Genomic DNA, 13,545 nt, shown 5'->3' on the forward strand with positions numbered 1-13,545 from the left:
GGCCATCTTCCATGAAAAAGGGCAGCCCGCGGGCTGCCCTTTGTTATTGTCGCTGACCGTCAGGCTGCGCTCTCCAGCTGCGCCAGATGGAAGGCTCGCCAGTTGCCGTCGGGCAGGTAGTGCTTGCCCTGCAGCCACCTGGGATCGTGCTGCACCACGTAGCGGTAGTGGTAGGCCTGCTGCTGGCCGACATAACGCCCCTGCGCCGGGTCGAAGATCTCCACCTCGATGAGCTGGCGCAGATATTCGCTCTGGGGATCATCCTCGCCGTGGAAGTTCTCCATCTCGTCGAGGGCCGCGATGGCGGCAGGGAAGTCGTCCAGCACAAACAGCTCGCCATAGACCCAGCCATCCCCTTGCAGCAGGGCGGGGTAGCCCTTGTGCTGCAGGTGATAGAGGGCGCCGCGCACCCGGGCGCGTCGCGGCGTCTGGCTCACGTGGTGAGCCAGATAGCGGCGGTAGTTGAACAGCCCGTCCATCAGGCTGCCGTAGACGAACAGCGGGCGTGGCTGGCAAAGGCTCATGAGATCTCGCCGCCCACGACCTTGATATCGCCATCCTGCTGCAGCACCACCGCCTCGATGGCCAGCGCCAGCGCGCGGGTAATCTCGCTCATGGCGAGGCAGGGCTGGTTCACCTTGTCCGCTACCTGCTCGGTGATGTAGGGAACGTGGATAAAGCCGCCACGCACCGCCGGGAACTCTTTCTCAATCAGGTAGTGCAGCTGGTACATGATGTGGTTGCAGACGAAGGTGCCGGCGGTGTTGGAGACCGCCGCCGGAATGCCGTTCTCCTTGATGCGTTGCACCATCCCCTTGAGGGGCAGACGGGAGAAGTAGGCCGGTGCGCCATCGGCCTGAATCACTTCGTCGATGGGTTGCTGCTGCTCGTTGTCGGGGATACGGGCATCGTCGATGTTGATGGCGACCCGCTCCGGGGTAATGGCGAAGCGGCCGCCCGCCTGGCCGACGTTGATCACCACGTCGGGCTGGTGCTGGCGCATCAGCTCCGCCAGCAGGGTGGCTGACTTGCCAAAGACGGTGGGGATCTGCGCCTTGATCACGGTGGCGTCCAGAATGGTCTCTGGCAGGCGCTTGACCGCCTCCCATGCCGGGTTGATGGGCTCGCCGCCGAAGGGGTCAAAACCGGTAATCAGTACTTTCATCATCTTCTCCCGAATGGTCAGAATGCCCAGAAATACATGAGTGCGATATGGATCAGCACCAGCGTCAGCGCCATCGGCACCTGCACCTTGATCACCTTGTTGAGATCCTTCATCTCCAGCAGGGCGGCGGGCAGGGCGTTGAAGTTGGCGGCCATGGGGGTCATCAGGGTGCCGCAGAAGCCGGCGGTCATCGCCAGCGCACCGGCCACCACCGGGTCACCGCCCTGGGCGATGACGAAGGGGATGCCGATGCCGGCGGTGATGACGGTGAAGGCGGCGTAGGCGTTGCCCATGATCATGGTGAAGACCATCATACCGAGGCAGTAGGCCACCACCCCGACGAAGGGGCTGCCGACCGGTACCACGGTGGAGATGCCGTGGGAGATGACATCGCCGACGCCGGACTTGTTGAAGATCACCCCGAGCGCGGCCAGTAGTTGCGGCAGAATGCCGGTGATGCCGACCTGCTGGATCATCCGGTCGGAGTCACCCACCACGGTAGCGGGGGTGGCACGAGTCAGCAGTACCGTGATGACGAAGGCGATGACCGCTGCCAGACCGATACCGACCTGACCGCCAAGGGGGGTGAACTGGGCGATCACCACCGCCAGCACGGCCAGCAGGATGCAGGGGAGGAAGATCCGGTTGCCGATGCGGTTGGCGTGGCGCTGGGACTCCTCCTCGCTCGCCTGCTCCAGCTTGCCGATCTTCACCTGCTTGAGCAGGGTGATGACCCCCATGGCGAGGATCAGCACGCCATTGATTACATTGGGGATATAGCTGCCGAAGGCGAACAGCACACCCAGGATGGTCCAGAACAGGGCGGTACCGATTTTGGCCGGGTGGCTGGGGTCACGCAGGACGCGCCAGGCGCTGCTGAACAGGATGACACCGATCAGCACATAAAAGAATTCGAGCATGTTGGGGATGAGGGTCGCCATTATTGCTGCCCCTCCTTGTCGCTGCTCACGGTATATGTCTTGGCCATCTGGCGGTCGAACCACATATTGGAAATAGCCACCATCAGCAGGGCGATAATGGCGATCGGCATTGATGCCTTGGCAATATCGACGGCAGAGATACTATATCCAAGAGATTCAAATGTGCCGACGATCAGCAATACCCCGGCGGAGGCGACGAAGGTATTCTGGGCAAAGAAGTTGCCGTAGTTTTCGGTGGCGGAAACCCGCGCCTTGATATATTCCTCGTCCTCTTCGCTTAATTTGCCGTGCACCTTGGTGGCGGCTGCCTGAGTCATGGGGTTGACCAGCGGACGAATAAACTGGGTGTGACCCTGAACCCGCACCGAGAAGAGACCGGCCAGTTCGCGGATAAACATATAGAGGGTCATGAACTTGCCCGGGGTGAGCTTCTTGATCCGCTCGATCAGGGTGACAGCCTGCTGTTTGAGGCCGTAGCGTTCACAGATGCCGATCATCGGCAGGGTCAGCAGAAACAGCGTCACCATGCGGTTGGAGACGAAGGCTTCCCCCAGCAGGGAGAGGCAATCGGTCATGGAGAGACCGGAGACCAGCGCCGTGGTGACGGCGGCCACCAGTACGACGGCCAGAGTGTCGAGTTTGAAATAAAAACCCAACAAAATAATAAGAATGCCGCTCAGTTTAATCCATTCCAATTAGCCACCTCGTTAAAGTGAATATTTATGTGTAATTTTTGGTAGCCGAGTTGTTTATCACCAGACTCCGGGGATGGCAACAAATAATCACTTTGGTGGGATTCGTTTGGTTTTTAATTACGTTTTGCTGTTGGTTTATTGCTCTCTGGTCAACGGTGAATCCCGTTATTTCGACGCTATTTCGTTTCACCTTAATCAGCGGTGGCAATGATTGGCGGTGCCTGCGTGACAAGGCAGAACTGACAATATGGCTATTATTTGTTGCGTTATTGGCAGGGACGGGTGCAGCTCCGCAATATATTTGCAACAACCGACCGGCGGTATTTTTATGGCCGCGAAGGTAGCGTTGGGATATTAACTGGAAATGAAAAACAAGCCGGTGGCGAAGGCGCTTCGCCACCGGTAGCGGGGTCAATGACTCTGTTTGACCCAGATAAGCTGGTTGGTGGCAAAGCCCAGCGACTTCGCTTTGGCGACCAGCGCATCCATCTTCGCCTTGGGCGGGTTGGGTGAGCGGGAGAGGATCCAGAGGTAGTCGTGGTTGTAGCTGGTCACCAGCGAGAGCTGGTAATCGGGGTCGAGGTCGATGACGTTGTAGCCGCCGTAGAAGGGGCCGAAGAAACTCACCTTGAGCCGCGCCTCGTCCGGGTTGCCGACGAAGTAGGCCTTGCCTTCGGCTTCGTGCCAGCTGCCATCGCGCTGCTTGCCGCGGTTGAGCACCTTGACGCCGCCATCGTCCCGCAGGCTGTAGGTGGCGCTCACCTGCTCCAGCCCCCGTTCGAAGCTGTGGTCGAGGCGGGCGATTTCGTACCAGGTGCCAAGATAACGGTCGAGCTGGAAGCCGGTAACGGGGCGAATGCCGTCGGCAATCCCGGTACAGGCCGTCAGCAGCAAAGCGGTGAACAGGCAAAGCAGTGAACGCATAAGTAATCCCTCTCTTGTTATCCCTCAATGATGCGCAGCTGGCCATCCCGGAAGCGGGAGGCCTGATCCGTCGGCGTGCTGCCGAAGAAGCGCTTGTACTCCCGACTGAACTGGGAGTTGCTCTCGTAACCGACTCTGGCCGCCGCGGTGCCCGCCTTGATGCCGTCGTGCAACATCATCATCCGCGCCTTGTGGAGGCGAAACGACTTGATGTACTGCAGCGGCGAGGTAGCGGTGACCGCCTTGAAGTGGTGGTGAAAGGCGGAGACGCTCATGTTCACCTCCCGCGCCAGCTCCTCCATGGTGAGGTTGTCGGCATAACGGGACTCTATCATACGCAGCACCCGGGCGATCTGGCCCACATGGTTGTGGCGATTGGCGAGCGCCTGCAGCGCCGGGCCGCCCCCCTCGGTGAGGGCGTGGAACAGCATCTCCCGCACCGTTTGCGGCCCCAGCACCCTGGCGTGCAGCGGATTGTCCATCAGCTCTATCAGCCGCTCGGCGGCGCAGAACATGGTCTCCGACAGGGGGACCGAGTGGACGCCGCTCTTTTGCGGGGCGGGGGCGGGCAGGGCATCGCCCAGCTCCAGCAGCAGCTCTTGCAGGGTGACCAGATCGATCTCGATGGTAAAACCGATAAGCGGCTGCTCGGGGGAGGCGAAGCACTCGCACTCGCAGGGGAGCGGCAGGGTCATCAGCAGATAGTGGTTGGGGTCGTAGCGAAACACCTGATCCGCCAGATAACCCACCTTGTGCCCCTGCAGGATCACTATCATCCGCGGTTGGTAGAGCACCGGGGTGCGGCCATGGTGTTCGGTGGTATAGATGAGGTTGACCTGTTTCACCGGTGATGGGGTGATGCCGGGGGCGGTGACGTGGCGGGTCAATCTGGTTGCGAGGTCGCTGTAACGGTTTTGCATGGGTGCTCTTTGATTCGACTGTTCCGGTTTTTGCTGCTTTGTAGAAATAGGCAAGAATCAAGCAGGATGTTGTCTTGATGGTAGGGTGGTTCTGGAGAAAAATGCAATCACGATTTCGCGGCCTGGCCGCCCTGACTATCAGAAGAAGGCAATGTCGATGAACAACTTTACTCTCCATACCCCGACCAAAATCCTGTTCGGCCAAGGGCAGATCGCCCAGTTGCGCGAGCAGCTCCCGAGCGATGCCCGCGTCATGATCACCTATGGCGGCGGCAGCGTGGTGCGCAGCGGCTTGCTGGAGCAGATCCGCAACGAGCTGGCTGGCATGACCCTGTTTGAATTTGGCGGCATCGAACCGAACCCGGCCTACGAGACCCTGATGGGCGCCGTGGAGCTGGCCCGTGCCGAGCGGGTCGATTTCCTGCTCGCCGTTGGCGGCGGCTCGGTGCTCGATGGCACCAAGTTTATCGCTGCTGCCGCACACTACGATCCGGCCAAGGATCCCTGGCACATTCTCGAGACCGTCGGCAGCGAAGTGCGTTCCGCCATCCCGCTCGGTTCCGTGCTGACCCTGCCTGCGACCGGTTCCGAAATGAACATGGGCGCCGTCATCACCCGTCGCAGCAGTGGCGACAAGGTGCACTTCTTCTCGCCGTTCGTGATGCCGCGCTTTGCCGTGCTGGATCCGGTGCTCACCTACACCCTGCCCGAGCGTCAGGTGGCGAACGGGGTGGTGGATGCTTTCGTCCATATCGTGGAGCAGTACCTCACCTATCCGGTCAATGCCAAGGTGCAGGATCGCTTCGCTGAAGGCTTGCTGCTGACCCTGCTCGAAGAGGGCCCCAAGGCGCTGGCCGAGCCGCACAACTACGAGGTACGCGCCAACATCATGTGGAGCGCCACCATGGCGTTGAACGGCCTGATCGGTGCCGGGGTGCCACAGGATTGGGCCACCCACATGCTGGGTCACGAGCTGACTGCCCTGCACGGCCTCGACCACGCCCAGACTCTGGCTGTGGTGCTGCCTGCCCTGCTGCAGGCCAAGCGCAAACAGAAGCATGCCAAGCTGCTGCAATACGCAGAGCGGGTGTGGGGTCTGCACAGCGGCAGCGAAGCGGAGCGCATCGACGATGCCATCGCCGCGACCCGCGACTTCTTCGAGCGGATGGGGGTCAAGACCCGACTGCGCGACTACGGTCTCAAAGATCTGGGTATCGACACCCTGATCGGCAAGCTGGGTGAGCACGGCATGACCCGTCTGGGCGAGCACGGCGATATCGAGCTGGTGCAGAGCCAGCATATTTATGAAGCGGCCTGGTAAGGGCCGCCAATCGGTGCCAAACGGGCGAAACGATTGAATTGCCGGGGTCCTCTTCCGCCATCTGGCGGCTGAGCGGCCCCGCTTTTGTTGGGAAAATGTTACTTTTCGGCGTTTCGCTGCGAGAAGTGCGACGAAAGCGGATTTCGTAAGAACAAAAAACGCTAAGATAGAGGGCCGGTAAAACATTTTTTTTGACTGGTTGGATCACTTTTTTCAGCCGTTTTTACTGGTATAAGCCTCTAATTTGGTTTGTTTTTTTTAATCGTAGCTAGGGATGGGCTGAATTCTGTACGAGTGCCGTCGGGACTGCGGTTGTAATAAAACTCCAAAATTTGATACTAATCACCTTCGCGCCTGAAAAGCGGGGGCCTGACCATGACAGGAGGTTGAGGTAAAGCCTACTGATTTTCATAACAAAGAGCCCTGGACCTGCACTTTGGTCATGTCTTGTTTCGTCAGAAGTGAGACACTGGGCAGCGATTGTTTATTAACCATCAGGGAATAGTCATGCAGATTGGAATACCGAGAGAGAGTCTCGCCGGTGAGACCCGGGTCGCAGCGACCCCGGCTACCGTCGAGCAGCTGAAAAAGCTCGGCTTCGAGGCCGCCATCGAGACCGGCGCAGGCCTGTCGGCCAGCTTCGATGATGCCGCCTTCGAGGCTGCCGGTGCCAGCGTGGTGCCGAATGTCTGGCAAGCCGACCTTATCTTCAAGGTCAATGCGCCGACCGATGCCGAGATCGCACAAATTAAAGATGGCGCCACTCTGGTGAGCTTCATCTGGCCTGCCCAGAACCCCGAGCTGGTCAAGAAGCTGTCCGAGCGCAACATCAATGTGATGGCGATGGATATGGTGCCGCGGATCTCCCGTGCCCAGTCCCTCGATGCCCTCTCCTCCATGGCCAACATCGGTGGCTATCGCGCCGTGGTTGAAGCTGCGCACCAGTTCGGTCGCTTCTTCACCGGTCAAATCACCGCAGCCGGTAAAGTGCCGCCTGCCAAGGTACTGGTGATCGGTGCCGGTGTTGCCGGTCTGGCTGCCATCGGTACTGCCGGTTCTCTCGGCGCCATCGTGCGTGCATTCGACACCCGTCTGGAAGTGGCCGAGCAGATCGAATCCATGGGTGGGGAATTCCTCAAGCTGGACTTCGGTGGCGAAGACGGCGCATCCAGCGATGGTTACGCCAAAGTGATGTCCGATGAGTTCATCAAGGCCGAGATGGAGCTGTTCGCCCAGCAGGCCAAAGAGGTGGACATCATCATCACCACCGCCCTGATCCCGGGCAAGCCGGCTCCCAAGCTGATCACCAAAGAGATGGTCGACAGCATGAAGCCGGGCTCCGTCATTGTGGACATGGCCGCTCAGGCTGGCGGTAACTGTGAATACACAGTGCCGGGCGAACTGCATGTCACCGACAACGGCGTCAAGGTGATCGGTTACACCGATCTGCCGGGCCGTCTGCCTGCCCAATCCTCCCAGCTCTACGGTACCAACCTGGTCAACCTGATGAAGCTGATGTGCAAGGAGAAGGACGGCAACGTTGCCATCGACTTCGAAGATGTGGTTCAGCGCAACATGACGGTGATCCAGGCCGGTGAAGTGACCTTCCCGCCGCCCGCCATCTCCGTCTCTGCTGCCCCGCAGAAACCGGCCGCCGCCAAACCGGCAGCCAAGAAGGAAGAGGTCAAGCCTTCCAACAAGAAGTTCGTGTTCGGTGCCCTCGGCATCGCCGCCTTCGGCTGGATCGCCTCCGTTGCCCCGGCAGCCTTCCTCTCCCACTTCACCGTATTCATCCTGGCCTGTGTGGTCGGTTACTACGTGGTGTGGAACGTATCGCACGCCCTGCATACGCCGCTGATGTCGGTCACCAATGCCATCTCCGGCATTATCGTGGTCGGTGCCCTGCTGCAGATCGGGCAAGGGTCGACTCTGGTTACCGCATTGGCCTTCATCGCCGTGCTGATTGCCAGTATCAACATCTTCGGCGGCTTCACCGTCACTCAGCGCATGCTGAAGATGTTCCGTAAGGATTAAGGGGGTTTAACGTGTCTCAAGGACTGGTAACAGCATCCTATATCGTTGCCGCCGTGCTCTTCATCCTCAGTCTCGCGGGACTGTCGAAGCAAGAAACGGCCAAGCATGGCAACCTGTTCGGTATCGCGGGTATGGCTATCGCCCTGCTCGCTACCGTATTCAACCCGGAGACCAGCGGTGTTCACTGGATCATCCTGGCCATGGTGATTGGCGGTGCCATCGGCGTGCGTCTGGCACTCAAGGTCGAGATGACCGAGATGCCCGAGCTGGTGGCCGTGCTGCACAGCTTCGTGGGTATGGCGGCAGTGCTGGTGGGCTTCAACAGCTTCATCGATCTGCACCCCTCTGCACCTGCTGAGGTGGTCGTCTCCGTCGGTTCCAACCTGGATGCCACCCTGGCAGCCGCCCGTGCGGCGTTCGAGCAGGCCAACAGCGTTGCTCAGGTCGAGCACCTGACCGGCGCCATGCTGAACATCCATTTGGTCGAGATCTTCCTGGGCGTCTTCATCGGTGCCGTGACCTTCACCGGTTCCGTGGTTGCCTTCGGCAAACTGCGCGGTCTGATCTCCTCCAAGCCGCTGATGCTGCCGCACCGCCACAAGCTGAACCTGCTGGCCGTGGTCGCTTCTCTGGCGCTGATGGTCTACTTCGTCAACGCGGGCGGCTCTACCTTCGCCCTGCTGGTGATGACCTTGATCTCCTTCGCCTTCGGCTGGCATCTGGTTGCCTCCATCGGTGGCGCAGACATGCCGGTGGTGGTCTCCATGCTGAACTCCTACTCCGGTTGGGCGGCGGCGGCGGCGGGCTTCATGCTCTCCAATGACCTGCTGATCGTCACCGGTGCCCTGGTGGGTTCCTCCGGTGCGATCCTCTCTTACATCATGTGTAAGGCGATGAACCGCTCCTTCATCTCCGTGATCGCCGGTGGCTTCGGCTCCGATGGCGTGGCCTCCACGGCTGATCAGGAGATGGGCGAATACCGCGAAACCAGCGCCGAGGAAGTGGCTGACCTACTGAAGAACTCCAGCTCCGTCATCATCACCCCGGGCTACGGTATGGCGGTGGCACAGGCTCAGTATCCGGTTGCCGAGATCACCCAGAAGCTGCGTGACCGCGGCGTCAAGGTGCGCTTCGGTATCCACCCGGTTGCCGGTCGTCTGCCTGGCCACATGAACGTGCTGCTGGCGGAAGCGAAAGTCCCGTATGACATCGTGCTGGAAATGGACGAGATCAACGAGGACTTCGCCGATACCGACACCGTGCTGGTGATCGGTGCCAACGACACCGTCAACCCGGCCGCGATGGAAGATCCGGGCAGCCCGATCGCCGGTATGCCGGTGCTGGAAGTGTGGAAAGCGCAGAATGTCATCGGCTTCAAGCGCTCCATGAACACTGGCTACGCCGGTGTCCAGAACCCGCTGTTCTTCAAGGAAAATACCCAGATGCTGTTTGGCGATGCCAAGGCCAGCGTCGAGGCAATCCTGAAAGCACTGTAAGTGCCATTCAGAGAGTGGATATCAAGGAGGCTTTGGCCTCCTTTTTTATTGCCCATCCCTTGTATATCCTCAATCCATACGGACCATGAGGGATCTCCATGATGTGGTGTCAGGGTTGGCGAAGGATCGGGTGGTACGGCTGGCTGCTGGCATCTCTTCTCGTCGGTGGCATGGCTATGGCTCATGACAAGCCGACCCTGACCATATTGACAGAACTGTGGCCCCCCTATGTGATGCACAGCGACAAGGGGGAGCTGGTGGGCGCAGATCTCGAGCTGGCTCGCACCGTGCTGCAGCAGCTCGGCTATCGCACCGAGGTGAAGGTGCTGCCATGGAAGCGGGTGTTGCAACAGGCCCGCCTCGGGCAGGGGGATGCGGTACTCGACGTCTTCTATAACAAGGATCGCCAAGAGTGGCTCCACTATCCCGAAGAGCCGCTCTCTCGTAGTGGCGAAGTGCTCTTCTATCCGGTGGATCGTCCGGTGAAATTCGAGCAATTATCCGACCTCAAGGGGTTGCGGATCGGCATTCAGGCCGACTATGCCTACAGCCCCGATTTTCTGGCCGATGAAGGGGTGATCAGGGTCGCCATGACGGGCGATGGCAAGATGGTCAAGCAGTTGCATCTGATGATGGCCGGCCGACTGGATGGTGTCGTGCTCAATGAACAAGTTGGTCGTTATCTGCTGCGTACCCAGGGGCTGCAGGATCAGGTGTTCAATGGTCGCCGCCTGCTGACCGACGATAACCGCAACTTTCTCGGATTTACCCACAAGCCCGGCCATGACCAGTTGGCGAGGCGCTTCTCGGCCGCCTTGAAACAGTTCAAGCAGACCCCGGCCTACCAGCAGCTGCTGGCCCGCTATCATCTCTAGGTGACTCCATCGTCTGTGCGTTGCATCACAAATTGTCGCGCTTTGTTAAAAGACGGGCATAATGGCGCTAAAAAAGCGATGTTGCGCAACTTAATTTGATTTTATTGATATTAGAATCAAATTAAGTTGATTTGCATGGGGCAGTCATCAGACGGCCACCTCTCTCGCGACGCCTTGGCGACGCGCTCCTGCTTGATGTTGATCCCGTGTCACCCTTTTTTGCCATGCTGTTGCCTGTGGCGATGACAGGCATTGCGCCACCAAGATGAGAATGCACAGATGAAACCACAATGGACCGACTTTATTACCCTGCTCAAGCGTGAAGTGGTGCCGGCACTGGGCTGTACCGAGCCGATGTCGGTGGCGCTGGCAGCGGCCAACTGCCGCAAGCTGCTGGGGGAGACCCCGACCCGCATCAGCGTCTGGGTCAGTGGCAATCTGTTCAAGAACGGCATGGGGGTCGGGGTGCCGGGTACCGGCATGATCGGTTTGCCGGTGGCCGCTGCGGTCGGCATCACCGGCGGCAATCCCGATGCCGGGCTGGAGGTGCTCAAGACCCTCACACCAGAACAGGTGGAAGCGGCCAAGGCATTGCTGCCGGTCATCAAGGTGGATGTGAAGGATGTGCCTGACGTGCTCTACGCCGAGGTGCTGGCCGAAGTGGAGGGCCATAGCGCCCGGGTGGTGATCTGTACCGACCACACCCGCATCATCCTGATGGAGAAGGATGGCGAGGTTCTGATGGAGCAGGCCAGTGCCCCCGGCGTGCAGATCCAGCCAGCCAAATCCGCCAAACCGGCCATGACCCTGCGGGAGATCGTCGATTTTGCATTGGAAGTGCCGCTGGCGGAGATCGACTTTATCCGCGAGGCCGCCACCATGAATCAGGCGCTGGCGGACGAAGGGTTGCAGGGTTACGGCCTGAAGATCGGCAAGATCCTCACCGAGCAGGTGGAGCGCAAGCTGCTCTCCGATGACCTGATGACCCTGGCGATGCGCCTCTCCTCCGCTGCCTCCGATGCGCGGATGGATGGTGCCATGCTGCCCGCCATGTCCAACTCCGGTTCCGGCAATCAGGGCATTGCCGCCACCATGCCTGTGGTCGCGGCTGCCCGCTTCCTCAAGGCGAGCGACGAGCAGCTGACCCGGGCACTGGTGATGAGCCATCTGGTGGCCATCTACATCAAGACCTATCAGAACAAGCTGTCGGCCCTCTGTGCCGCCAGTACCGCCGCCATGGGGGCCGGTGCCGCCATCACCTGGCTGCTGGGCGGCCAGTTCGAGCAGATCAGCCACTGCATCAACAACATGATTGGCGATGTCTCCGGCATCATCTGTGACGGCGCCGGCAGCGCCTGCTCCATGAAGGTCTCGACCTCGACCTCGGCGGCGGTGAAATCCTCCCTGATGGCCATCAACAACCTGCATGTGCCCCAGAGCGAGGGGATCGTCTCCGACGATGTGGACCAGACCATCGCCAATCTGGGCCGCCTCTCCAAAGAGGGGATGCTGGATACGGATATCGAGATCATCAACATCATGCGAGCGAAACAGCAGAAGCCATAAGTTTGTAGAAACAAAGGGGGCTCAGACCCCCTTGTTTATGTCGTGACGGGTCAGGCCGTCCGACACGATTGCCAGGGCATGCGTCGTGCTTGCTCTTGTTTCCCGGGCATTGCCCGCTTTTTGGGGGGTCATCTCATGACACTTAGCGTTATCGGTAATCTGGCCATTGCGGCCTTCTTGCTGTTCTTCCTCTATCGGTTGCAGCAAAAACATGTGAGCTTCACCCGCCGGGTGTTTGCCGGTCTGGGGCTGGGTATCCTGTTCGGGGCCGCCCTGCAGCTGCTCTACGGAGCGGGTTCTGCGGTGATTGGCCAGACCATCGACTATCTCGATATCGTCGGCAGCGGCTATGTGAAGCTGCTGCAGATGATCATCATCCCGCTCATCATGGTCTCCATCATCAGCGCCATCCTCAAGCTCAACGGCGGTACCGCCCTTGGCAAGATCAGCGCCATGACCATCGGCGTGCTGATCTTCACCACCGCTATCGCGGCAGGGGCTGGCATCCTGATGTCCAACCTGTTTGGTCTGACTGCGGAAGGGCTCACTGCCGGTGCTGCAGAAAGCGCTCGTGGTGCTGCGCTGCAGAGCACCCTCGGCAGCGTCGAGAGCATGTCATTTGCCAAGATGGTGCTGGAGTTCATTCCGGCCAACCCCTTCCTCGACATGACCGGCGGTCGCAAGACCTCCACCATCGCCGTGGTGATCTTCTCCATCTTCATCGGTCTGTCGGCTACCGGCATTGCCCGCAAGAAGCCGGAGATCTTCGCCAGCTTCAGCCACTTCATCGCCGTGGCCCACGCCATCGTGATGCGGATGGTGACCCTGGTGCTGCGCCTGACCCCGTTCGGTGTGCTGGCCCTGATGACCAAGGTGGTGTCCGGTTCCAACTACGCTGACATCATCAATCTGCTCAGCTTCGTGATGGCCTCTTACGGCGCGATTGCCATCATGTTCGCCGTGCACCTGCTGCTGGTCGGCATGGTCGGCATCAACCCGGCCCGCTTCCTCAAGAAGATCACGCCGGTGCTGGCCTTTGCCTTCACCTCCCGTACCAGTGCGGGCTCCATCCCGATGAACGTGCAGACCCAGACCAAGTCGCTGGGTATTCCGGAGGGGATCGCCAACTTCGCCGCCTCTTTCGGTTCCACCATCGGCCAGAACGGCTGTGCCGGTATCTATCCGGCCATGCTGGCTGTGATGATTGCACCGACTGTCGGGGTCAACCCGATGGACCCGAGCTTCATCATGACCCTGATCGCCATCATCACCGTCAGCTCCTTCGGGGTGGCCGGGATTGGCGGCGGCGCCACCTTTGCCGCGCTGATCGTGCTCTCCGCGCTGGACTTCCCGGTGGCGCTGGCCGGTCTGCTCATCTCCATCGAGCCGCTGATCGACATGGGCCGTACCGCGCTCAACGTCTCCGGCTCCATCACCGCGGGCACGGTTACCAGCCGCCTGCTGGGGGAGACCGACATGAACGTATTCAACAGCGATCACGAAGTGAGTCTGGACGGCGAAGAGTCCACCATCTGATCCGCTGCGGGAGGGGCAACCTTCCCGCCATCAACCACAGGGAGGGCGTGCCCTCCCTGCGCCATTGAGAGG

Annotated in this window: 12 protein-coding genes; 6 read left to right on the top strand and 6 right to left on the bottom strand. The window is 60.0% G+C overall.

What is annotated here, in order from left to right; all coding sequences use genetic code 11:
• Nucleotides 1-59 precede the first annotated feature (59 nt).
• From G5315_RS08000 to G5315_RS08025, 6 genes are all read right to left on the bottom strand, one after another.
• Nucleotides 60-524 (bottom strand): gamma-glutamylcyclotransferase family protein, encoded by a 465-nt coding sequence (locus G5315_RS08000; RefSeq protein WP_421332852.1) that lies wholly within the window; start codon nucleotides 522-524, stop codon nucleotides 60-62.
• Nucleotides 521-1,168, bottom strand: coding sequence for a pyroglutamyl-peptidase I (pcp, locus tag G5315_RS08005; protein WP_244463207.1), 648 nt, complete (start codon nucleotides 1,166-1,168; stop codon nucleotides 521-523). Before pcp ends, G5315_RS08000 begins: the two co-directional genes overlap by 4 nt.
• Nucleotides 1,169-1,182: 14 nt before the next feature.
• Nucleotides 1,183-2,106: a DUF979 domain-containing protein gene (locus G5315_RS08010; RefSeq protein WP_041209531.1), complete on the bottom strand. Its 924-nt coding sequence runs from the start codon at nucleotides 2,104-2,106 to the stop codon at nucleotides 1,183-1,185.
• Nucleotides 2,106-2,801, bottom strand: a complete 696-nt coding sequence (locus G5315_RS08015; RefSeq protein ID WP_421332853.1) for a DUF969 domain-containing protein — start codon at nucleotides 2,799-2,801, stop codon at nucleotides 2,106-2,108. The genes G5315_RS08010 and G5315_RS08015 overlap by 1 nt, the downstream gene beginning before the upstream one ends.
• A 411-nt stretch (nucleotides 2,802-3,212) precedes the next feature.
• Nucleotides 3,213-3,725 carry a lipocalin family protein gene (locus G5315_RS08020; RefSeq protein WP_421332854.1) on the bottom strand — a complete coding sequence of 171 codons (513 nt, stop codon included), beginning with the start codon at nucleotides 3,723-3,725 and terminating at the stop codon, nucleotides 3,213-3,215.
• A 17-nt stretch (nucleotides 3,726-3,742) separates the two neighbouring features.
• Nucleotides 3,743-4,645, bottom strand: a complete 903-nt coding sequence (locus tag G5315_RS08025) for an AraC family transcriptional regulator (protein WP_005339751.1) — start codon at nucleotides 4,643-4,645, stop codon at nucleotides 3,743-3,745.
• A gap of 157 nt (nucleotides 4,646-4,802) precedes the next feature.
• On the opposite strand from G5315_RS08025, the gene yqhD reads away from it, so the two are divergent.
• From yqhD to G5315_RS08055, 6 genes are all read left to right on the top strand, one after another.
• Nucleotides 4,803-5,966 carry an alcohol dehydrogenase gene (gene yqhD / locus G5315_RS08030; protein WP_421332855.1) on the top strand — a complete coding sequence of 388 codons (1,164 nt, stop codon included), beginning with the start codon at nucleotides 4,803-4,805 and terminating at the stop codon, nucleotides 5,964-5,966.
• Nucleotides 5,967-6,473: 507 nt separating this feature from the next.
• Nucleotides 6,474-8,000, top strand: coding sequence for a Re/Si-specific NAD(P)(+) transhydrogenase subunit alpha (gene pntA / locus G5315_RS08035; RefSeq protein WP_421332856.1), 1,527 nt, complete (start codon nucleotides 6,474-6,476; stop codon nucleotides 7,998-8,000).
• Nucleotides 8,001-8,011: 11 nt separating this feature from the next.
• On the top strand, nucleotides 8,012-9,496 hold the full coding sequence (pntB, locus tag G5315_RS08040; protein WP_421332857.1) for a Re/Si-specific NAD(P)(+) transhydrogenase subunit beta: 1,485 nt from the start codon (nucleotides 8,012-8,014) through the stop codon (nucleotides 9,494-9,496).
• A gap of 98 nt (nucleotides 9,497-9,594) precedes the next feature.
• Nucleotides 9,595-10,371 carry a substrate-binding periplasmic protein gene (locus G5315_RS08045; protein ID WP_047440371.1) on the top strand — a complete coding sequence of 259 codons (777 nt, stop codon included), beginning with the start codon at nucleotides 9,595-9,597 and terminating at the stop codon, nucleotides 10,369-10,371.
• A gap of 279 nt (nucleotides 10,372-10,650) precedes the next feature.
• Nucleotides 10,651-11,937: a serine dehydratase subunit alpha family protein gene (locus G5315_RS08050; RefSeq protein ID WP_421332858.1), complete on the top strand. Its 1,287-nt coding sequence runs from the start codon at nucleotides 10,651-10,653 to the stop codon at nucleotides 11,935-11,937.
• A 135-nt stretch (nucleotides 11,938-12,072) separates the two neighbouring features.
• The gene (locus G5315_RS08055) at nucleotides 12,073-13,473 is read left to right on the top strand and encodes an L-cystine transporter (RefSeq protein ID WP_042031893.1); all 1,401 of its coding nucleotides are present in this window, start codon (nucleotides 12,073-12,075) and stop codon (nucleotides 13,471-13,473) included.
• Nucleotides 13,474-13,545 lie beyond the last annotated feature (72 nt).

The sequence above is a fragment of the Aeromonas sp. 603607 genome (genome assembly GCF_049171595.1).
GTDB classification, from domain to species: Bacteria; Pseudomonadota; Gammaproteobacteria; order Enterobacterales; family Aeromonadaceae; genus Aeromonas; species Aeromonas veronii.

Excerpts from the sequence above, each read along its gene's own strand:
- G5315_RS08000 (WP_421332852.1), bottom strand. The coding sequence starts at position 524 with ATGAGCCTTTGCCAGCCACGCCCGCTGTTCGTCTACGGCAGCCTGATG.
- pcp (WP_244463207.1), bottom strand. The coding sequence starts at position 1,168 with ATGATGAAAGTACTGATTACCGGTTTTGACCCCTTCGGCGGCGAGCCC.
- G5315_RS08010 (WP_041209531.1), bottom strand. The coding sequence starts at position 2,106 with ATGGCGACCCTCATCCCCAACATGCTCGAATTCTTTTATGTGCTGATC.
- G5315_RS08020 (WP_421332854.1), bottom strand. The coding sequence starts at position 3,725 with ATGCGTTCACTGCTTTGCCTGTTCACCGCTTTGCTGCTGACGGCCTGT.
- G5315_RS08025 (WP_005339751.1), bottom strand. The coding sequence starts at position 4,645 with ATGCAAAACCGTTACAGCGACCTCGCAACCAGATTGACCCGCCACGTC.
- yqhD (WP_421332855.1), top strand. The coding sequence starts at position 4,803 with ATGAACAACTTTACTCTCCATACCCCGACCAAAATCCTGTTCGGCCAA.
- pntA (WP_421332856.1), top strand. The coding sequence starts at position 6,474 with ATGCAGATTGGAATACCGAGAGAGAGTCTCGCCGGTGAGACCCGGGTC.
- G5315_RS08045 (WP_047440371.1), top strand. The coding sequence starts at position 9,595 with ATGATGTGGTGTCAGGGTTGGCGAAGGATCGGGTGGTACGGCTGGCTG.
- G5315_RS08050 (WP_421332858.1), top strand. The coding sequence starts at position 10,651 with ATGAAACCACAATGGACCGACTTTATTACCCTGCTCAAGCGTGAAGTG.
- G5315_RS08055 (WP_042031893.1), top strand. The coding sequence starts at position 12,073 with ATGACACTTAGCGTTATCGGTAATCTGGCCATTGCGGCCTTCTTGCTG.